The sequence below is a fragment of the Nonomuraea sp. NPDC026600 genome, from assembly GCF_040638335.1.
Lineage (GTDB): Bacteria > Actinomycetota > Actinomycetes > Streptosporangiales > Streptosporangiaceae > Nonomuraea.
On the sequence record NZ_JBEZYD010000011.1, the window covers coordinates 88,731 to 109,137 of the forward strand.

Below are 20,407 nucleotides of genomic sequence, written 5' to 3' on the forward strand. Positions count from 1 at the left end.
GAGGGTCATTCCTCGACGGTGATGGCCAGGGCAGGGCAGAGCATGGCGGCCCGCTCGACGTCCGCCAGCCGCTCGGCCGACGGGTTGGCGTTCAGCAGCACCACGATCCCGTCCTCGTCGCGCGCGTTGCGCTGGAGGTCCGGCAGGTCCAGGTCGGGGAAGATGGACGGGTCGCGGTTGGCGGTCTCGTTGACGATAATGATCCCCTCGCCGGCCCGGATGACCTGGCCGGCGATCTCGATGTCTGCCAGTGCCACCCGCCGCAACCCGCCGTGGGCGATCGTCAGGTAAACGCAGCAGTTCCTCGACCGCTAGGCGACCAGCTTCGGATTGTCGCCGTCACGGAGGAGGGCCAGCTGCTCGGGGTGCTGGAGCAGGGCCAGCGTGCCTAGCGTGATCATGTTCGCCGTGGTTTCGTGCCCGGCGAACAGCATCAGCACGCCCATGCGGGCGGCCTCCGGCCGGGACGGCTCACCGGCCTTGACCCGCTCGACCAGCCCCGAGAGCAGATCGTCGCCAGGGCGGGCGAGCTTCTCGCCGAGCAGCCCGTCCAGGTACCCGGCCAGCCGCTGCTGGGCTTGTCCGCGTTGCTCCGGAGTCGAGTTGCGGTTGATGAGGGTCCTGCTGTTGGCCTGTCCCTGTCGGTGCCGGCGGGGTTGTTCGGGCATGTTCCAGCCGAGTGCGCCGGTGACCCGGCCGTCGCGGCGCGCCCAGCCCCGCCGAGATCCAGAACAGCACGGTCCCGGCGAAGGCCGGGACCGCCACGATCGCGGCGGGGCGGATGTCCTGGGATCAGCGGGTCTGGCAAGGACCTGGCGCGTGGGGAAGCCTCTATCTGGACGGTTATGCAGGCAGCAAAGTAAGCCAAGCGACCGATTCAATTAAACCGTATGATTGATTTTGACGAGTGTGACCTGCGATGCGGTGACGGTCGAGATCGAGGAGACGGTGATGGCGGGTAGGACGGCGCGGCCCGAGCGGGGCGGCGCGACCCGGGAGTTGATCCTGGCCACGGCGGAGCGGCTGTTCGCCGAACATGGTGTGCACGCGGTGTCGAACCGTCAGATCAGTGAGGCGGCGGGGCAGGGCAACAGCGCGGCGGTGGGCTATCACTTCGGTACGAAGGCCGATCTGGTGCGCGCGATCGCCCGCAAACACGCCGATCAGATGGAGAAGCTGCGGGTGTGGATGGTGGCCGATGCCGCCGGTTCCACGGATGTCCGCGATTGGGTGGCTTGTCTGGTGCGCCCGTTCATCCGGCATTTGGCGGCCCAGGGCAGTCCCACCTGGTACGCGCGGTTCCGTGCCCAGGTGATGACCGATCCGGCGCTCTATCAGATCACGATCGAGGAGTCGCTCCCGTCGCCCTCGCTGCGGTTGCTCGTGGACGGCTTGAATCGGTGTATTTCCGATCTGCAGCCCGAGGTGCGTGAGGTGCGTTGGGCCATGGCACGTCATGTGATCGTGCACATGTGCGTCGAGCGGGAACGCGCCCTCGCCGCGGGCACGCCCACCCTCCAGCCGAGCTGGGACGACCTCGCCGCCAGCCTGATCGACGCGATCGTCGGACTGTGGCAGGCCCCGGTGACACATCGTTCGTGAACGGCCTGCCGCCCCGCCGCCTACGGCACCCCGGCCGGCGCTGACTGCTTGTAGGAATGCGAGTCAATGCCCAGGCGCCTGGCCGCCTAGCATGGAGACATGGTCGCTGGCCTGGTGACCCTGTTTCTCGGTGGCGACGTCATGCTCGGGCGTGGTGTGGACCAGGTCCTGCCGCATCCTGGTGATCCCGCCCTGTGTGAGCCGTACATCGACGACGCGCGCACCTATGTCGAGCTCGCCGAGGCGGTCAACGGGCCGATTCCGCGCCCTGTCGACTTCTCCTGGCCTTGGGGCGACGCGCTGTCGGTCCTGGATGCGTACTCGCTGGATGCCCGGGTGGTGAACCTGGAGACGAGCGTGACCAGGAGCGATGCGTTCGCTCCGGACAAGGCGATCCACTACCGCATGAACCCCGACAACCTTCCGTGCCTGGCCGTGGTGCGGCCCGACGCCTGCGTGCTGGCGAACAATCACCTGCTGGACTTCGGGCGCGCCGGGCTCGCCGAGACGCTCAGCGCGCTGGCCTCCGCCGGGCTCACGGCCGCCGGGGCGGGACGAGACCTGGACGAGGCGCGCCGCCCGGCGACCGTGCCCTTGCCGGGGGGCCGGCGCGTGCTGGTGTTCGCGTTCGGCATGCCCTCCAGCGGGGTGCCACCGGAGTGGGCGGCGGCCCCGGACCGTTCCGGCGTCGACTTCGTGCCGGAGCCGTCGCCGGCCGCCGCGGCCGCGATCGTCGAGCGGGTACGGGGGGAGAAGCGGCCGGGGGATATCGCGGTGGCCTCCGTCCACTGGGGCTCCAACTGGGGGTATCCGGTCTCCCGGGAACAGGTCCGCTTCGCGCACGCGCTCATCGACGGCGGCGTCGACGTGGTGCACGGGCACTCCTCGCACCATCCGCGCCCGATCGAGGTGTACCGCGGCCGACTGGTTCTGTACGGCTGCGGCGACCTGATCGACGACTACGAGGGGATCAGCGGGTACGAGGAGTACCGCGACGACCTGCGGCTGCTCTACCTCGCCTCGCTCGATCCGGACTCCGGACGGCTCGCCGCCCTGCGCATGGCGCCCGTGCGGGCCCGGCGCATGCGGCTCTGCCACGCCGAACCCGGCGACGCCGAGTGGCTGCGCGCGACCCTCGACAAGGCCGGACGCGGTTTCGGCGGGCGGATCTGCAGCGAGCCCGGCGGCATGCTCGTCCTGGCGGAGGCCTAAGCGTGGCGGGCTCTCCGCAGACACTGGCGCGCGACCTCCGGGCGGCGGGCGTCCGCGACGAGCGCCTGCTTGAGGCGGTGCGGACGACGCCGAGGGCGGACTTCGTGCCCGCCGACGCGATCGGTGCGGCCTACCAGGACGCCCCGCTGCCGATCGGGCATGGCCAGGTGACCACCCAGCCCTCGCTAACGGCCAGGATGATCGAGGGACTGGCGCTGTCCGGTGACAAGCACGTGCTGGAGATCGGCACGGGGCTCGGCTTCCAGACGGCGCTGCTCGCGCGCCTGGCCGCCGACGTCGTGACCGTCGAGCTATGGCGCTGCTTCTCCGAGCGGGCCCGGCAAAACCTCGCCCGCCACGGCATCGGCAACGTGGAGTTGCTCGTCGGAGACGGCAGCGGCGGCGTGCCCCAGCGTGCCCCGTACGACGCCGTCCTCGTGTCGGCCGCCTTTCCCCAGGTCCCGGCGCCGCTGGTCGAGCAGCTCGGGGTCGGCGGGCGCCTGGTGCAGCCGATCGGCACCGGTGGCCGGGAGGAGGTCGTGCTGTTCAAGCGAGGGCTCGCCGGGCTGGAGCGCCGCGAGGTCCTCACCCTGGCCTGCTTCGTCCGCCTCCGCGGCTGGTACGGCTATCCGGACTCCTCCGCGTAAGGGCACTAATCTACAATGTAAAGGCGGCGGGTCGTCGCAATCCTTGGAATCATCAACTCTCCAGCAAACCATCGACCGAAGTGTCAGATGATCTCGAGGTTGGCCATCATGCCCATGTCCTCGTGCTCGGCGTTGTGACAGTGGAAGAGGTAACGGCCTCGGTAACCGTCGAAACGGGTGATGATCTCCACCGACTCGCCCGGCCGCAAGGAGACGGTGTCCTTGAGACCCGCATCGTGGGGCAGCGGCGGCCGGCCGCCGCGCGAGAGCACGCGGAAGCCAACCAGGTGCAGGTGGACGGGATGATGAACGTCGGCGACCAGCCGCCACACCTCGACATCACCCAGACCGGCGGTGACATCGGAGCGGCCGGGGTCGAACGGCAGCCCGCCCATCAGCCACCCGTGACCACCGCGCATCCGCCCGGTGCGGAAGGAGAACTCGCGCACCCTGACGGCGTCCGACCTGCGCCAGGCCGGCAGATCGTCCGAGAGCGTGCGCGGGATGCGGCTGCCGTCGGTGGCGTTGCGCGCGATGCGGAAGGCCATCACGTCGCGGGTACGGCCAGAGCCGAGCCGGTTGACGACTCTGACCCGGCTGCCGATCGCGACGCCGGAGAAGTCGATGATCACGTCATAACGTTCGGCCGGCGCGATCGGCAGGGCGCGGTGGGTGACCGGCGCCGCGAGCAGTCCCTGGTCGGCGCCGATCTGGACGAGGTCGAGCCGATGTCCGTCGTCGGTGACCGCTTCGAGTTCGTAGTGCCGGGCGTTGGAGGCGTTCACGATGCGCAGCCGGTAGCGGGCCGCGTCAGCCTCGTGCACGGGCCAGGGGGCGCCGTTGACCAAGATCACGTCGCCGAGGACGCCGGCGAGATACGGGTCGGTCACGCCCGGCCGCTCCCGCAGGGTGGGGTCGAGGGCTGGGTAGGCGAGGCCGCCGTCGGCGGCGAACGCCCGGTCGGTGATCATCAGAGGCAGTTCGCGTGGCCCCGCGGGCAGGCCGAGCGCGTCCTCGGCGTCGTCGCGGACGAAGTGCAGCCCGGCCAGGCCGCGCCAGATCGCGGGGGCGGTGAAGTCCATCCGGTGGTCGTGGTACCACAGCATCGTCGGCCGCTGGTCCAGGGGAAAGGTGTAGTCCCGTGTCAGCTTGGTCACCACCGCACGTGGATCGTGCATGCCGTGTCCCGCGTGCAGGGCGGCCTCCGGCCAGCCCTCGGGCAGGACGAGGTCGGTCGGGTACCCGTCGGAAGCCGCTGGGGTCCGTCCGCCGTGCAGGTGTACGACGGTCGGCACGGGCAGCTCGTTGCGGTGCGTCACGGTGACCGGCCGGCCGCGGCGCGACTCGATCGTCGGCCCTGGGAAGGTGCCGTCATAGGTCCATAGCGGCGTCCTGACACCGGGCAGGATCTCCACGCTCGCTTCGCGCTGGGTGATCGTGTAACGGTCGGCGCCGCCCGAGGTGCTGACCGGCGCCAGCACGGAGGGGATCGGCAGCGGCACCTGGAAAGGCAGCGGTAGCGGTACGGCGCTGCGTGACTCGGCACCGGTGATCGACGGCCTGCGCGCCAGCGCCGCCGACGCCGACAGCCCGGTGGCCGCCATCAGCCCGAGCGCCCCGCCGATGCCCAGCACCCGCCGCCTGGTCATGCCACGCTCAAGCATCGCGGGCCTCCCGCGGCCGCCGCGGCAAGGGTTGGCGCCAGACGGCGATGAACAGCACGACGAGCGCGGCGACGGTCATCACACCCAACGGGATGTGCAACCACAGCGCGCCGTCCAACCCGGCGAAGTACTGCACGGTCTCGGCCGCCACCACCGCCGACGTGGCGAGGAACGGCCAGACCTGACGCAGCCGAATCCACACCACGATCGCCACGATCACCTGCAGATAGCCGATGGAGGTGACCACGTCGGCGCCGACCGCGTGCCGGCGCAGACTGTCGAAGTCACCGGTCAGGTATGACCCGGCGAACACCGGCTGGCCGACGATCGCCACCACGTGCGCGCTGACGATGGCCCGTAGTGTCCACCCCGCGGGTGTCGTCCTGGATCCCAGGCGGTTGGCCATGAGGGATCCTCCTCACCTTGTCCCATGTGCGAACCAGTCGAGACTATGGCTTGTGAGTTATCTTGCCTAAGATCAATATTGCTATGGTGTTATGCACGGGAGGGCATGATGGACCTGAACACGCTCAGGCAGTTCCTGGTGGTGGCGCGGTTGGAACACCTCAGCCGCGCGGCCGACGAGCTGCGCGTCGCCCAGCCTTCGCTGAGCCGTACCATCGCCCGCTTGGAGAGTGAGCTGGGCACGGCGCTGTTCGACCGGAGCGGCCGGCTCCGGCTGAACGACACGGGCAAGCTCTTCCGCGGCTATGTCGAACGCTCCCTCGGTGAGCTCGACGCGGGGCGGCGAGCCGTCGCCGAGGCCACCAGCGAGGGTGTGGGCACCGTGAGGCTGGCGTCGGAGACCTTCCTCACCCTCACCGGACCGCTGGCGGCCTACAAGCGAGCTCATCCCACCATCGAGGTCGGACTCCACTGGATGCCGGCCGAGGACATGGCCCGCCGCCTGCGGGCCCAGGACGTCGATCTGTGTGTCGCCTCACAGCCGATCCACGCCGAGGGCTTGGCGGCGACGCAGTTGCTCGATGAGCCGGTGGGGGTGGCCACGCCACTGGATCATCCGCTGGCGGGCCGTACCTCAGTGGGCATCGACGAACTCGCCGATCAGCCCTTCATCACCGCACGCCAGGGGCATTGGCAACGCCGGCTCCTCGATCGGCTCTTCGCCGCCCGAGGCTTGACACCGAAGATCGTCTGCGAGAGTGATGAGCACAGCGCCATAGCCGACCTCATCAGCGCGGGACTCGGCATCGGTCTCATCCCCGCCATCGCGCGGCGGGCCACCACCCGTGCCCCCCTCGCCTGGATCGCCGTCGACAGCCCCGACTGCCGTCGCGCACTCACCCTGTTCTGGGGCGCCGACAGTCACCTGTCAACCGCCGCCCGTCTGATGCGTACTACGATCACCGGCTGGAACTGGATCACCGGCGAACCACAGGAAAGACTCGGATGATCGTCAGCCTGCCGTCCACGGGCGGAGCTTGTCGGCCTGCTGGGCCGTCGGAGTCGCGGGAGCCCGCGACGCGGCGGCGCGCCGAGGTGGCCAGCTACGGTGGCGCCACCCGGCCACTCCATAGGTTCGGGCAGCGGCTCGGGAATCCATTCGCCCACGTAGCTCTCGCGTCGGGCACCCGTTCGACAAGACAGCCTCGTCGAATGTGAGGTGGGCGCCGCATCACAATCCGAGGGGCTATCTCGTCTTTAACTACCGAGACGAATGAGCGCACCATCTCGGTCCAAGGAGAGACGACATGTCAGCAGCCCAGGAAGTACGCAACAAGGAGACGTACCACCGCTTCCACGACGCCATCAACAGCGGCGATCTGGAGGTCATCTCGAAGGCGATCGACGAGTTCATTCACCCGGACGCGCGGTTCCACACGGCGGAGCCGATCGACGTGACCGCGCCGCAGGCACAGAGGCGCATATGGGACATCCTCCTGCGCGCGTTCCCCGACATTCACGTGACGGTCGAGGACCTGCTCGCCGAGGGAGACAAGATCGTCGCTCGGCAGACGGTCACCGGGACCAACTCCGGTGAGTACCGGGGCATGCCCCCGACCGGCAAGTCCGTCACCTACCACGAGATCTTCATCGCCCGCTTTGCCGACGGCCAGATCACCGACATCTGGGGCGTCGTCGACATCTACTCACAGCTGCGGCAACTCGGCTTCATCCAGGTGTAGTACATCGTCATGGCCTGACCGCGCAGGCGGCGTGGCCGGTGAGCCCGCCACCCAGGCGAGCATGGCTTTCGTGAGGAGACCGGGCCGTAGCTGCTCCGCGCGGCCCGGACGGCTTCTGTCGGGGACGATCTCTATGGTCTGGGTCATGACCGCTGCCGTGCCGGCGCCTGGCGGCGCCCGCTTCCTCACCCTGCACCCCCGCGCCCCTCGGCGCGACGGCCTCGCGGGGGTGGGCGCGTGAGCGGGTGGGAGCGCGTGGCGGAGGCCGTCGGCGCGGGTGACGCGTCCAGGTCGGCAGACGAGGTGTTACGCCTGGATACGGCCGGATGCCGCGAGGTGGCCCGCCGGCTGCCCCGCCACATCGGCTCTGCCCGGCAGGCCACGCACGAGCGCTTCGACCGTCTACGGGAACAGGCCACAGCCGAGGAACAGCAGGGTCGCAAGACGTTCATCGCGGCTGAGGTGGCCCGTGGCCTGTCCGAGGAGGAGGCGTTCCACCGATGGTGGTCGACGGGCTCCTACCACGCCCACCACCGCGACGTCGACTGGACGATGCGCGACGACTGGATCGCCCCCATGATGGTCGCGGGCGCGGGCACGCTGGGCGGCGCGGCCGCGGTCGCCACCTGGATCTTCCGCCGCGACTTCGCCGGCCGGAACGGGGGCCTCCCCGTGGAGCCGCTGTTGCGGGTCATCGCCGCGCGCCCACCTGAGTGGCAGGCCGACCTTGCCGTACGCGTGGCAGGACGCCTGCGCGGCACCCCCCGAGGGTGGGGGGACGGGACCGTCGCGCTGGCGCTGGAACTGCTGCGCCGCACCGGAGCCCCGCTTCCCGACCACGAGCCGCTGGTGGCCGCCTGGGTGTCCACAACGCCCGACCTCGAAGGCGATCCGCTGGCCGAGCACCTGATCCCGCGGCTGTTCGAAGCCGAGGGCGTGGGCCGGGTGCTGCGCGACGACCGAGGCGAAGAGGGGCAGGGCGGCCGCCGGTCCTGGCTGCACGCGCTGCGCGACCTGGCCGACGCCGGGCGTGTCGAGCGGGAGGCGCTGGTCGAGGGGTGCGTGCGCCGGTTCCTGCGCGGCGGCAGCGCGACGGACCTGCGGTTCTTCGTCCGCCTGCACGAGCTGCTGGAGCCCGGGCACGGCCCGGAACGTGTGCGCGACTACCTGCGGCTGCTGCCCGCCGCTCCGGGTCCGGTCGCCGAGCTGGCCCTGCGGCAGTTGAGCGGCGCGGGCGGGCTGAGCGGCGAGGACGTCAACGACGCGGTGGCGGCGCTCCTGTTCCGCCCCGAAGGCAAGCTCGTGCGCGCCGGGCTCACCCTGCTCGACCAGGCAGCCCGTGCGGCCGGCGATGACCTCGACCAGCTTGCGCCCGCGCTGGCCTCGGCGTTCCTGTGTGAGTCCTACGAGGTCAGGGAGCGGTCGGTCCGGCTGGCGGTCAAGCACGCGGGACGGTTCACACCGGCCGGAGCCGAAGCGGTGCGTGAGGCGGCGGGCGTGCTGCCCCCGGATCTGGCGGCCTGCCTGGCCGAGGCGTACGGCGCCGCCGCCGTGACACCGCCCAGCTCTGCCGATGTCGGCGGCTTCGAGGCCGTCGGGTTGCCGGCGTTCAGCGCGCCGAGCCGCCGGACCTTCCCCGGCCCGATCGAAGACCTCGCCGGCGATTTCGACCAGTTCCATCATGAATACGCGCTCGATCGGTGGCTCGACGGCTTCGTCCGCAACCCCCACAACAGGAAGCATCCGCGCCGCTCGACCGACCTGTACACCCGACAGGAGTGGTCGAACCTGGCCGACTGGACCGAGGCGCTGCTGCGTGAGGCCACCGACCCCGGACGGGAACCGCGTCTCCCCGCTCGGGGGACCACGGTGCGCGAACGCGAGCCGAGTGCGCGGGAGGCCAAGCCGCACGAACGGCTGCCCCACAGGGAGCTGGTATCACCGTCGCACTGGGCCATGCTCCTGCGCTGCGCCGAGATCCACAGCGCGCTGAAGGAAGAGACGCTGCCGCCGTACCTCCTGGCCACTCCGACGCGCATCTCCGGCCACATCGACCCCGCCGAGCTGGCCGATCGTATCGAGGGCTACCAGAACGCGGGTGTGCGGCCCCTGCCCGCCGACCTGCAGCAGGCGCTGCTGCGGCTGCCACGCGAGGTGGATCCCGAGGTGAGCGCCCGCGCCGGCCGGCTGGCCCGCCACTCCGAGGCGGGCGCCGCGCTGGAGCGCTGGCTGAGGCAGCGGCCCGAACCCGAGACGCGGCTGGAATGGCCGCGGGCTGATGCGCCTCTCGGGGCTCGGGGGTGGCCGGCGCCTTTCCCGCGCGCCGTCGTCCGGCTGGAGCCGACGGGGATGGCGCTGGTGGACGCGCTGCTGTCCGACCCGCCCCTCATGACGTGGAGCGTGCCCGGCGGCAATCTGGCTTCGGGGCCGCTGGTGCTGCCCTCCGACCGGGAGGCGGTGGCCATGCAGCTCGTCCCGCACATGGTCCGCAGCTGGCAGCACCCGGGCTACTTGCACACGTACGTGACCGCGCTGTGCTACCAGGACGGCCCCGCGGGGGAGGGGATGGCGTTCCTGTTCGGCATGCTGCTGGCTGAGCGCGGCTGGCACGCCGAACGCTGCCGGGAACTGCTGCTGCGGGCGGCCGCCGCCAAGTGTCTGCCCGCCGAGGAGTGCGGCCGGCAGCTCGGCCTGTGCCTGCGCAGGATCGGGATCCCCATGAGCCAGGTCTGCGCGGGCCTGGAGGACATAGCGCGCAAGGGAGCACACCGGGAGGCCTGGGCGATCATGCGTGGGCTGCTGCCGGTGTTCCTGCCGGGGCCGGGGGAGCGGGGCAACGCCGCCCACACCCGGGCGTTGGAGCTCGCCGTCTGTCTCGCCCGCTGGGCCGAGGCGCGCGGCACGATCCCCGAGGTCGCCGGCATCGCCACCCGCAAGGGGTCGAGCGGGCTCGTCCGCGCGGCCCGCCGGTTGGACGAGCACCTCGACCGGGCGGATCAGTGATGGGCCGTCGCGATGAGGCGTCGCAGGGCGGCCCGGGCGGGTGGGCCCCATGTGGCCTTGCCGCCTGGCCGGCCGTGGACACCGGCCTCGCCGACGTGGATGCCGCCGAGGGCGCGGCGTACCGCCCATCCGCGTGCGCGGCGCAGGGTCGCGGCGTCTGGGGCCGGCTGGTAGGCGTCATGAAAGCGGTCGGCGGCGCCGTCCGGCAGCAGGTTCCAGGCGGCGGCGAGGTCGCCGGCCGGATCGCCGGCGAAGAGGTCGCCGAAGTCGATCACGCCGCAGATGGTGCCGTCCGCGGTGAGGACGTTGGCCGGATGCAGGTCGCCGTGGAGCCATAGCGCCGGCCCTGTCCAGTCGGGCGCGGCGACGGCGTCGTCCCAGACAGCGCGGACGGCGTCCGGGTCGGGGATCAGCCCCATCTCGGTGGCCGAGGCGAGCCCCTTGACGAACCCCTCGGAGTAGTCGGCCAGCGACCCTCCGCGGTCCCGGCCGGCGGGTGCCTGTTCGGGGGCGGGTTGGTGCAGTGCCGTCAGGAAGGCGGCCAAGGCGTCGGCCGCCTCCGCACCGCGCGTGACGGGGGCGCGGTCGGCGGGCTCGCCCGGCACCCAGGTGGTGACGATCCAGGGGCGCGGAAACTGCGGCGAGGGCTCGCCGAGGCGTTGCGGAACGGGAACCGGCAAGGGAAGGCGCGGGGCGAGGGCGGGCAGCCAGGTGTGCTCCTTGAGCAGCATCTCATCCGCGGATTCCGTTGCCCAAGGCAACCGGACGGCGAGGTCGTCGCCGAGCCGCCACAGTTGGTTGTCCCAGCCACGCGCGCCGAGCCTCACAGGGTAATCGGCCAGGTCGGGGTGCTGGTCGCGCAGCAGATCCCGTACTAAGTCCGCGGTGATCTCGATCTCGGTGTGGGTCATGCGGAGCAACAGTAGCCGGATGGCGGCCCGCCCATCGCCGACCCGGGCACGGCGATCAGGATCACGGACGACAGCTCATCTGGCTGTCAGTGGCGGGTGAACCGGTAGCCGGCGTGGTGCAGTTCGCCGTCCCGGAATTCTCCATAGGCCCAGAAACCCAGGTCGTCGAGATAGTCGATGCGGGTTCCGTTGATCCAGTACCGTCCCCGGTAGGCGCTGGGGCGGTCGCCGCGGGCCTCGTCGTAGCGGCCGTCGGGCAGGAGCCGCTGGCGGACGAAGTCGTTCTCATCCACCCACAGGCCGAGGCAGGAGTGGTCGGCGCCGGCCTCAGGTGGCGCGGTCTCGGAGACGGGCTGGGGGTCGCCGGCCGGGCGTCCGTCCCATACGGTCACGCGGCCGTCGTGCAGGAGAACGTCCAGATGGCCGTCGCGGGCGATGGCCGGGCCGTCCGGGGTGCCCTCGGGGTCGGCGATGCTGATCACCGCGATGTCGGCGCGGTTGCCTGGGGTCAGCGTGCCGGTGGTGCCGGTGCCGGTGAAGTCGGCGCGGGAAGGGAGTACGAGACGGCCGGCGCAATCGATGATGATCATCCCGTCGTCCTCGGCGGCGGTGAGCAGGCCGGGGCCGACACCGACGATCGTGGGACCGCCGATCAGGATGTCGGCTCGTTCCCAGTCACCCAGCATCGGGTTCATGCTGATGACCGTGCCGCCGGTCAGCAGGAGGGGGCGGACGTTGTCGTCGGTGATGACTTTGAGCTGTTCCGGAGTACGCATGTCAGGACACTTTCCTTCAGTGATCGAGTAGGTGAGTGGTGCTCTGGCGCAGGACGCGGTCGCGGGACTCGCGCACGTCCTGACCCAGCTCGGCCAGATCGACACCGAGGACGGTGCCGGCCCACTTGCGCACCCGGCCCGCGATGAAGACGGCCTGGATGTTGCGCGGGTCTGAGCCGAGAACGAGAGTGCCGATCGGGTCGTTGAGCGGCATGTTGTTGAGGTCCTCGGCGCCGACGATGAGGAAGTCGGCCTGCTTGCCGGGGGTGAGCGAGCCGGTGACGTCGCCGAGGCCGACGGTTCTGGCACCCTGCAGGGTCGCGAAGTCCAAGACGTCGGCCACGCCGATCCGAACGGGGGTGGCGCCGGTGCCGTAGGCGGCATGGACCGCGCGCATCCGCTGGATCGCGTGCAAGGCGCGCATCTGCGTGAACATGTCGCTGGCCAGAGCCACTTCGACGTCGATGCTCAGACCGGGGCGGATGCCGGACGCGAGCGCCTCGTCGACGGCCGGGACCGCGGTCTCCAGGCCGATCTGCGCCTCGGAGGTGGGGGCGAGCGACACCGTGGTGCCCGAGTCGCCCATGGCCCGCCAGGCGTCGGCGGTCAAGCCGGTGCTGTGGATGAGCGTCACGTCCGGGCCGAGCAGCCCATCGGCCGACCAGCGCAGAATGGCCTGGGAGGAGGGGATGCCGAAGACGGCGTCAACGCTGACGCCGATGCCGAGCTCGCGGGCGACGCGGGCGAGCGCGGGCCCGTAGGCGAGATCGGGGCCGGCGATCTCATCGGTGGCCAGGGTGGCCAGGCGCAGCGTGAGCAACTGGTCGCCGGAGGCGAAGTACTTGTCCCGCAGCCGGGTCAGGTCAGCCGGCCACTGGCCGTCCCAGTCTCCGAAGTGCGGCCGCATGGAGGCATGCACACCTCGGATGCCGGTGTCGATCAGGGCCTCGATGGCGCTGTCGGAGTGGGCGGCGGTGCGCGAGTTGTGGGAGAAGTCGAGCATGGTGGTGATGCCGCTGTCGATGGCGGTCAGGGCGGCGAGCTTCGTCCCGATGTACATGTCCTGCGGCTGATAGGCGGGAGCGATGCCGGACAGGGTGGACATGACGTACTCGCCGAGGTCGTTCACGTCGGGCATGATCCGGCGCAGTTGCGCCTCCCAGGCATGCCGGTGGGTGTCGACGAAGCCGGGGGCCAGGATGGAGCCGGTGGCGTCGATGACGACCGCGCCCGCGGCAGCGCCGGCGGTGCGCAGGTCAGGGGCGACGGCGGCGATGGTGCTGCCCTGGATGAGCAGATCGCCCTTGGGCAGAACGCCGAGATCTGGATCCATGGTGACGATCGTGGCGCCGGTCAGCAGAACGCGCCGGTCGCGATCGGTGTCCTGGCGGCGCAGCTGGTCGAGGGTGATGTCGGTGTTCATGGGGCCTTCTCTCCGTGGGTCGCGGCGGGGTTCCGCCGCTGACAGATCCGAGTCTGTCCACGTCTCCCGGGGCGAAGAAGGCCGCTGATTTCCTGGGAGCGCCATGCCTAGGATGGAGGCGCGTAAAGCGCGAGACCAAGGGCGGGCCATGAGTGAGGAGTTACGCGGACGGGCCGCACTCGCCGAGGTCCGACGCGGCCAGGGTCGCCAGGAGGGCCAGTGCGTCCGCGGACGCCGAGCCGGGTTCGGCCTGGTAGGTGACCAGGCGCTGGCCGGGCGCGCCGGCGATCAGGAAGACTGCCCTGATCAGGTACAACTCGCCGACCTCCGGGTGGGAGAGCCGGATCGTGCGGCGCACGGTTTCTCCGGACTTCTGCTCCGCCCACAAGCGCCGGAACTGGGGACTCTTGATGGACAGCTCGCCCACCAGCTCGGCCAGGCTTCGCTCGTCGGGCGCGTTGAGCGCGATCTTGCGCAGTTCGGCCACGGCCGCGCGGGCCGTCGCGCTCCAGTCACGGAAGAACTCTCGCCCTGCGGGATCGAGGAAGATCATGCGCAGCATGTTGTCGTCGTGGGCGAACCGGCTGTGCAGGGCAGCGGCGAGCGGGTTGCGCGCCAGCACGTTGTGCGACCAGCCCAGAACGTAGGCGGGGACGTCCGTCCAGCCGTTCATGAGCCGGAGCACCTCGGGGGCTACCCGCTCTACGCGCGCCGGGCGCCGGCGGCCGACGACCGGTCGGGCCAGCCGGTACAGCTCGGCCGCGGCCGGCTCGTCCAGCCGCAGAGCCCGCACCAGGGTGGCCACCGTCTGCCACGAGGGGTTTCGCTGCCTGCCCTGCTCCAGGCGCGCGTAGTAGCCGGTGCTGAGCCCGGCCAGCCTGGCGACCTCATCACGGCGTAGCCCGGGCACCTGGCGGCGGCCCGCTGTCTGCGGCCCTGCCCGTTCAGGGCGTGTCAACGCGCGGTGGCGGCGTAGGAAGCGCCCCAAGGCGTTGCTCGTGTCGGCACCGTCCATGGCACCGAGGCTAGGCGAGAGCGGCAGCAAAGGGATCACCACTGCCAGGGCGAACTTTTCCTAGGAAACCACCACCACCCAGACACGTCATGGCTCATCGGTCATTCATCATCTAGCCTGGCGAAATGCCGCAAAGCACGCCATTGGGAGAGTTCCTCCGAGCCCGTCGCGAGGCTCTCAAACCGCAGGACGTCGGCCTGCCGGAGTACGGGCGGCGCCGTGTCAAGGGCCTGCGCCGCGAGGAAGTGGCGATGCTGGCCGGCATGAGCAGCGACTACAACGTGCGGCTCGAGCAGGGCCGGGAGTCGAGCCCTTCGCCGCAGGTGGTCGAGGCGGTGGCGCGCGCCCTGAGCCTGGACGAGGAGGCCACCGAGCACCTTCACCGCTTGATCCGGCCGCCTGTTCAGCGCCGGGCCGCCGCCGATGACCAGGTCAGCCCGCAACTGCTGCAGTTGATGGACAGTTGGCCCACCTCGCCGGCGTTCGTGCTGGGCCCCGCTCTGGACATCCTGGCCGCCAACACGATGGCCACCGCCCTGCACGAAGGGTTCAGCGCCACCGACAACCTGGCCCGCATGGTGTTCACCGACCCCGCAGGGCGGGAGTTCTATCGGGACTGGGAGCGGGCCGCGCACTCCTGCGTGGCCGAGTTGCGGGCCGCCTACGGCCACGACCCGGAGTCCGCGCGCGTCAACCAGCTCGTCGACGAGCTCTGCTCGGCCACCCCCGCGTTCGCCGAGCTGTGGGCCCGCCACGAGGTGAAGTCGAAGACGCAGGAGGGCAAGCACCTGCGGCACCCCCGCGTGGGCGACCTGCACATCCAGTTCTCCGCCTTCACCGTCAACGGCGCCCCGCACCAGCAACTCGTCGTCTACCAGGCCCAGCCCGCCTCTTCGACCGCGACCGCGTTCGAGCACCTGCGCTCCTCAGTTGCGCGGCCGATGGCAAGGACGCTGCACAACAACGACGCCACCTGACCGCTGCCGCCTCCTGTTCGTGCCCGGCCCTCGCTCGACGTTCCCTTCCTAGGTGTGCTCCTCCCAGGAAAGTCCCGGCCTTCTTCTCTCCCCGTGAGCTGCACAGACTCGAATCTGTCAGCGGCGGGAACCGACTCCGCCGGAACTCTCGACAAGAGACGCACAAGGAAGAGACATCATCATGACTACCTGGTTCATCACCGGCGCTTCTCGTGGACTCGGCGCCGAGATCGCCCGAGCCGCGCTCAAGGGCGGGGACAACGTGGTCGTCGCCGTGCGCAACCCCGACAGGCTGCCCGGTGACCTGCAGACCTCCGACCAGGTTCTCGCCGTCGCCCTGGACGTCACCGACAGCGGCGCCATCCCCGCCGCCGTCCAGGCCGCGACAGATCGCTTCGGCGGCATCGACGTGCTGGTCAACAATGCCGGCCGCGGCCTGCTGGGCGCCCTGGAGGAGATCGGCGACGACGAGGCCCGCTCGCTGTTCGACCTCAACGTGTTCGGCCTGATCAACATGACCCGGGCCGTGCTGCCCGGTATGCGCCGCCAGGGCTCAGGCAAGATCGTCAACATCGGTTCGCGCTCCGGCTTCGAAGGCGAGCCGGGAGTCAGCCTGTACAGCGCCTCCAAGTTCGCCGTCGCCGGGATCAGCGAAGCCCTCGCCGCGGAGATGTCGCCGTTCGGCATCCAGTCCATGGTCGTCGAACCGGGCGTGCTGCGTACCGACTTCCTGGACGCCAGCTCGCTGTCGCTGGCGCGCGAGCGGATCGCCGACTACGACGGCACCCCGGCGCACGTCACCCTCGACTGGGTCGACGACGCCAACCACACCCAGCTCGGCGACCCCATCAAGAGCGCGGCCCTGATCTACGAGGTCACCGGCCAGAGCATCCTGCCCCGGCACCTCTACCTCGGGCCCGACACCATCGATCGGCTGCAGGTCAAGCTCGAGCAGATCCACCACGACCTGAACGCCTGGCGGGCCAAGTCGGCGGCCACCGCGCACGCCGACGCCGCCTGACCCGCGCATCAGCTGAGCTCATCCGTGGCGCCGGACGCCACTACCGACCGTTGCCGATCTCAAGAAGTCAATCGCCAGAAGAAGGTACGACACATGTCTGCTCTGCTCATCGGCACTCCGCTCGCCGGCCGCGTGGCCGTGGTCACCGACGCCGGCAAGCTCATGGCCGACCTGATCGACCAGGTCGACGTCCTGCAGTCCAGTGACATCGCCGAGACCGTGGCCTTCATGGCCGCCGTGCCCCGCCACGTCAACCTCACCGAGATCACCATCCTGCCCACCGCCCAGGCCATCTAGCGCAAGCGGCGACCCTGAGAAGGGAGGCCGATGCCTGAGCACCGACCAGCCATCGGCCCCCACTAGCGCACAAGGAAAGGCCCGACATGAGCCCCACAGGATTCGCCGAATACCCGCTGGACCTCGTGCACCGGCTGATCGAGCCCGGACCGGTCATCATGGTGTCCACCTTCGACGGCGAGCGCGCCAACCTGATGACCAACGGTTTCAACATGCCGATCGCGCACGGGGCCCTCATCGGGCTGATCCTCGGCCCGTGGGACCACAGCTTCGACGCGTTGCGCGCCACCGGCGAGTGCGTCATCGCCGTCCCCTCCATCGACCTGGCCGAACAGGTGACCGACGTCGGCAACGTCTCCGGCCGCGACATCGACAAATGGGATAAGTTCGGCTTCACTCCCGCACCTGCGGCTGTCGTCCGGGCGCCTCTCGTCCAGGAGTGCTTCGCCAACATCGAATGCACCGTGGCCGATGACAGGCTCGTCGACGACTACAACCTGTGGATTCTCCGCGGCGAGCGCGCCTGGTTCGATGCCGGCAAACGAGGAGCGGGCGAGTTCCATCATCGTGGCAACGGCACCTTCTCCGCGAACGCCGACACCCTCGACCTGCGGAACCGCATGACCAAATGGCAGTACCTGACGCGCGATCAGTAGTCGCCGCCCCTGACTGTAGGTGACGGCGGCTGGTCGCGTTGGTGAGGGCGCGGTTTGCGGCAGACCGGCCAGTTCGCCCGCCAGGCGCTCGATCGGGCTTCACGGCATCCGGGCACGTAGCCCCACGTGCCCGGAAAGCGTGCCTTGGTAGCGTAGGAGTGAGGGAGCCAAGGAGGTGGGCCCGTGACTGGAGCGACCGGCAGGGTGGCATTGGTGACAGGGGCCAGCAGCGGAATCGGTGCGGCCACCGCGCGCCTTCTGGCCGCGCGGGGGATGCGGGTGGTGGTCAACTACCTCCGCAGTGCCCCGGCGGCCAAGGAGGTCGTGGCCGGCATCGAGGCCGCAGGCGGCCAGGCCATGGCCGTGCAGGCCGACGTGCGCGAGGCAGCCGCGGTCGAGAGCCTGATCGAGCAGGTCCAGGCGACATGGGGCGGCATCGACGTGCTCGTGCACAACGCGCTCACCCCGTATGTGATCAAGCCGTTCCAGGACATGACGTGGGAAGAACTGGGCGGCAAGCTCGACGACGAGATGCGTGCGGCGTTCGCGGTCACCAAAGCCGTCCTGCCCGCTATGACCGAACAGGGCTGGGGACGCATCATCTTTCTCGGTACCGGCCTCAGCCGCGCGCCCCGGGACGGCATGATCGCGCTGGGCACGGCCAAGGCCGCACTGGCGCAGTTCGCCCGCTACCTCGCTCAGGAACTGGGCCCGCGGGGCATCACGGTCAACATCGTCGAGCCCGGCCCGGTGGAGGACACCCGCATGGCGGGTGTGCTCGACGAGCGGCAAAAGCAGCGGCAGGTGGCCGCTACTCCTCTGGGCCGCCTGGCGCACCCGGGCGACGTCGCCCAAGTGGTCGCCTTCTACGCCGGCGAGGACAACGCCTTCATGACCGGCACCTCGGCGGCGGTCAACGGCGGGATGTCCATGTACTGACGTATACGTCCCGGCACGCCGTCACCTCAGCAGCCGGGCCCGCGGATCCGCGCGGGCGCATGGCGGTGACACGATCAAGGAAAACGTCCATGTACACGATCGATCTCGCCTACGTGGGGCGGGGCCTGCACGAGGAACTGGTCGCCTACATCGCCGACCAGCAGGGCTACGACGCCGAGGAGGGCGTGCACGTCGCGCTGCGCGACGGCTGTTCCTGGGACGAGGAGCGGCTGCGCCACGGTGCCACCATCGGGCTCGGCCGGGCGCTGCTGTCCCGGCTGGCCGATGGCATCCCCTGGGTCGCACTCAATGTCAACACCCACCGCCCGCTGTTCTGGTTCCTCGCCCGCCCCGGCCTGACCTCCCTGGCCGACCTGGCCGGCCGACGGCTTGCGGTGCACGCCCCCCGCACCGCACCCGGGTGCTTCGCCCGGATCGTGCTGCGCCAGGCCGGCCTCGACCCGGACCGCGACATCCACACCATCGTCCGCCCGCCCGGCGACTACGGCATGGACCTGCGCCGGCTGCACGACGGCAGGATCGACGCCGCCCTGGTCGGCAGCACCATGGCACCGGAGGCGGTGGCCGCCGAACACGGCTGGCAGGTGCTGGCCTGGGTCGGCGACCACTTCCAGATCCCCACCGTAGGCGTGGCCGTCGACCCCACCTACATCCAGCCGGACGACCCTGCGGTCCAGGCCGTCCTACGAGCCCACCGGCGCGCCCTGCAGGTGATCCAGAACGAACCCGACACCACGGTGCGGCATCTCCAGACGTTCCTCGGCCGACACACCGCGGACGAAATACGAGCGCACTACGAGAAGTTCATCGCACCGTACTTCACCACCGACGGCCAAGCCGACCTCACCGTCGGCGCCACCGCGATCACCGCGGTCGCCGCCGAACTCGGCGTCCCCGCCACCGTCGCCGCAGCCGAGTTCTACCGCACCGCACCCTAGGAGCCCGGCGGACCGTTCGCCTCTCCAGTGCTCCGCGAACGGCTCCGGGGTGTCCTGATGGGACCTCCGACGCCTGTGCGTTGATCCGCGTTCCGGCTTCCCCGTGATCTTGTAGGATCCGCTGACGCGCCCGAGCTTCCAGGAGCAGACATGATCACGAACTTAGCCGCCGCCCTGGCCATGACCGCCGCGCTGGCCCCCGCCCCCGCCCAGCCGCCGGTCGGCAAGCTGCCGGGCACCTCGGCCAAGGTCGTGGCCAAGATGGCCGGTCGGCCGATTCAGTTCACCTCCTACTCGACGCCGTCGCTCAAGAAGCGGGTCTGGGATCCGGCCAAGCGCGCGTTCGTCGAGACCGAGGGGGAGGTCGCCGTGTCGCCCGACGAGCGCTGGACGGCGACCCTCGACGCCAGGCCCCCCGGCGCGCCGAGGATGGCGTTCGTGGACCGCGAGTCCGGCGACAGGACCAACGTGGAGCTGCCCGTCCCGGCCGATCCCGAGCAGGAGGGCCAGTACCTGCGCACGCTCTGGCCCACCTGGTCCCCGGACGGCCGTCACCTGCTGCTCAACGTGTTCGAGCCGGGGTACGAGCCTCGTTCCGAGGGCATCGTCCTGATCGACGTGCCCACGCTGAAGGCCCGCTTCGTCCGCATCGAGAACGCCCTCATCACCGTCGGCGGCTTCCAGTGGACCCGCGACGGCGAGGGTGTCGTGGTGCGCTGGGGCAAGAACGGCAAATCCGCCATCCGCCAGTACGACCTCACAGGCGCCGTCAAGCGGACCTGGCACGTACGCGGACGCCCGGCGGCCCAGGGACAGGGGACCTTCACCCCGTCGGGCCGCCGCTTCGTCACCGCCTGCATGCCGCTGGAGAAGTCCGCCTGCGTGTGGGACACGGCCACCGGCAAGGCCGTCACCAGGATCAAGCTGGCCTTCAGCCCCGTCTGGAGTCCCGTGGTGGGCTGGTACGACGAGCGCCATCTGCTCGCGCCGACCCGCGAGGGCGTGGGCATCGTGGACCTCAAGGGCAAGGTCGTCGAGACCCTGCTCAAGGTGCCGAAGAAGCAGGACCTCTACCTCCGGTTCGAGGCGCGCGGCAAGGGCTGACCACCCTGGAGCTGCAGATCCTTAAGCTTGTCTTTTACCGCTGATTTTCACAAT

General features: G+C 70.3%; 21 protein-coding genes. 13 read left to right on the top strand and 8 right to left on the bottom strand.

Annotated elements, in window-relative coordinates:
- Window positions 1-5: 5 nt before the first annotated feature.
- Entirely contained in the window at window positions 6-257 is a 252-nt protein-coding gene (locus AB0F17_RS25790; RefSeq protein ID WP_358027302.1) for a hypothetical protein, read from the bottom strand.
- A gap of 54 nt (window positions 258-311) precedes the next feature.
- A complete protein-coding gene (locus tag AB0F17_RS25795) occupies window positions 312-668 on the bottom strand; it encodes a hypothetical protein (protein ID WP_358027304.1) in 357 nt (118 codons plus the stop codon).
- A 283-nt stretch (window positions 669-951) separates the two neighbouring features.
- Between AB0F17_RS25795 and AB0F17_RS25800 the strand changes: the two genes are divergently transcribed.
- From AB0F17_RS25800 to AB0F17_RS25810, 3 genes are all read left to right on the top strand, one after another.
- Entirely contained in the window at window positions 952-1,602 is a 651-nt protein-coding gene (locus tag AB0F17_RS25800) for a TetR family transcriptional regulator (protein ID WP_358027879.1), read from the top strand.
- Between the two features lie 99 nt (window positions 1,603-1,701).
- Complete coding sequence (locus tag AB0F17_RS25805) at window positions 1,702-2,814, top strand: CapA family protein (protein ID WP_358027306.1); 1,113 nt, start codon at window positions 1,702-1,704, stop codon at window positions 2,812-2,814.
- A gap of 2 nt (window positions 2,815-2,816) precedes the next feature.
- Window positions 2,817-3,461 carry a protein-L-isoaspartate(D-aspartate) O-methyltransferase gene (locus tag AB0F17_RS25810; protein ID WP_358027309.1) on the top strand — a complete coding sequence of 215 codons (645 nt, stop codon included), beginning with the start codon at window positions 2,817-2,819 and terminating at the stop codon, window positions 3,459-3,461.
- Window positions 3,462-3,544: 83 nt separating this feature from the next.
- On the opposite strand, the gene AB0F17_RS25815 is transcribed toward AB0F17_RS25810, so the two are convergent.
- Entirely contained in the window at window positions 3,545-5,125 is a 1,581-nt protein-coding gene (locus AB0F17_RS25815) for a multicopper oxidase domain-containing protein (RefSeq protein ID WP_358027312.1), read from the bottom strand.
- Complete coding sequence (locus tag AB0F17_RS25820; RefSeq protein WP_358027315.1) at window positions 5,118-5,531, bottom strand: hypothetical protein; 414 nt, start codon at window positions 5,529-5,531, stop codon at window positions 5,118-5,120. The genes AB0F17_RS25815 and AB0F17_RS25820 overlap by 8 nt, the downstream gene beginning before the upstream one ends.
- Before the next feature lie 108 nt (window positions 5,532-5,639).
- Between AB0F17_RS25820 and AB0F17_RS25825 the strand changes: the two genes are divergently transcribed.
- The 3 genes from AB0F17_RS25825 (at window position 5,640) to AB0F17_RS25835 (ending at window position 10,275) form a co-directional block, all read left to right on the top strand.
- Entirely contained in the window at window positions 5,640-6,539 is a 900-nt protein-coding gene (locus tag AB0F17_RS25825; RefSeq protein WP_358027318.1) for a LysR substrate-binding domain-containing protein, read from the top strand.
- Between the two features lie 298 nt (window positions 6,540-6,837).
- Window positions 6,838-7,272: an ester cyclase gene (locus tag AB0F17_RS25830; protein ID WP_358027319.1), complete on the top strand. Its 435-nt coding sequence runs from the start codon at window positions 6,838-6,840 to the stop codon at window positions 7,270-7,272.
- Between the two features lie 237 nt (window positions 7,273-7,509).
- On the top strand, window positions 7,510-10,275 hold the full coding sequence (locus AB0F17_RS25835) for a DUF6493 family protein (protein ID WP_358027321.1): 2,766 nt from the start codon (window positions 7,510-7,512) through the stop codon (window positions 10,273-10,275).
- Here the strand turns inward: AB0F17_RS25835 and AB0F17_RS25840 are convergent.
- The 4 genes from AB0F17_RS25840 to AB0F17_RS25855 all read right to left on the bottom strand — a co-directional run bounded on the left by AB0F17_RS25840 (window position 10,269) and on the right by AB0F17_RS25855 (window position 14,400).
- Window positions 10,269-11,186, bottom strand: a complete 918-nt coding sequence (locus AB0F17_RS25840; protein ID WP_358027323.1) for an aminoglycoside phosphotransferase family protein — start codon at window positions 11,184-11,186, stop codon at window positions 10,269-10,271. The genes AB0F17_RS25835 and AB0F17_RS25840 overlap by 7 nt on opposite strands.
- 86 nt (window positions 11,187-11,272) lie before the next feature.
- Window positions 11,273-11,962 carry an Atu4866 domain-containing protein gene (locus AB0F17_RS25845; protein ID WP_358027326.1) on the bottom strand — a complete coding sequence of 230 codons (690 nt, stop codon included), beginning with the start codon at window positions 11,960-11,962 and terminating at the stop codon, window positions 11,273-11,275.
- Between the two features lie 16 nt (window positions 11,963-11,978).
- Window positions 11,979-13,385: an amidohydrolase family protein gene (locus AB0F17_RS25850; RefSeq protein WP_358027327.1), complete on the bottom strand. Its 1,407-nt coding sequence runs from the start codon at window positions 13,383-13,385 to the stop codon at window positions 11,979-11,981.
- 160 nt (window positions 13,386-13,545) lie between these two features.
- The gene (locus AB0F17_RS25855; RefSeq protein WP_358027330.1) at window positions 13,546-14,400 is read right to left on the bottom strand and encodes a helix-turn-helix transcriptional regulator; all 855 of its coding nucleotides are present in this window, start codon (window positions 14,398-14,400) and stop codon (window positions 13,546-13,548) included.
- A gap of 125 nt (window positions 14,401-14,525) precedes the next feature.
- On the opposite strand from AB0F17_RS25855, the gene AB0F17_RS25860 reads away from it, so the two are divergent.
- From AB0F17_RS25860 to AB0F17_RS25890, 7 genes are all read left to right on the top strand, one after another.
- Window positions 14,526-15,377, top strand: coding sequence for a helix-turn-helix transcriptional regulator (locus AB0F17_RS25860; protein ID WP_358027332.1), 852 nt, complete (start codon window positions 14,526-14,528; stop codon window positions 15,375-15,377).
- 181 nt (window positions 15,378-15,558) lie between these two features.
- Entirely contained in the window at window positions 15,559-16,398 is an 840-nt protein-coding gene (locus AB0F17_RS25865) for an SDR family NAD(P)-dependent oxidoreductase (RefSeq protein WP_358027335.1), read from the top strand.
- Between the two features lie 93 nt (window positions 16,399-16,491).
- Window positions 16,492-16,695, top strand: coding sequence for a hypothetical protein (locus AB0F17_RS25870; RefSeq protein ID WP_358027337.1), 204 nt, complete (start codon window positions 16,492-16,494; stop codon window positions 16,693-16,695).
- A gap of 86 nt (window positions 16,696-16,781) precedes the next feature.
- Complete coding sequence (locus tag AB0F17_RS25875; RefSeq protein ID WP_358027340.1) at window positions 16,782-17,351, top strand: flavin reductase family protein; 570 nt, start codon at window positions 16,782-16,784, stop codon at window positions 17,349-17,351.
- A 183-nt stretch (window positions 17,352-17,534) separates the two neighbouring features.
- Window positions 17,535-18,290, top strand: a complete 756-nt coding sequence (locus tag AB0F17_RS25880) for an SDR family oxidoreductase (protein ID WP_358027342.1) — start codon at window positions 17,535-17,537, stop codon at window positions 18,288-18,290.
- Window positions 18,291-18,379: 89 nt separating this feature from the next.
- Complete coding sequence (locus tag AB0F17_RS25885) at window positions 18,380-19,249, top strand: ABC transporter substrate-binding protein (protein WP_358027344.1); 870 nt, start codon at window positions 18,380-18,382, stop codon at window positions 19,247-19,249.
- Between the two features lie 150 nt (window positions 19,250-19,399).
- Window positions 19,400-20,353, top strand: a complete 954-nt coding sequence (locus AB0F17_RS25890; RefSeq protein ID WP_358027346.1) for a hypothetical protein — start codon at window positions 19,400-19,402, stop codon at window positions 20,351-20,353.
- Window positions 20,354-20,407 lie beyond the last annotated feature (54 nt).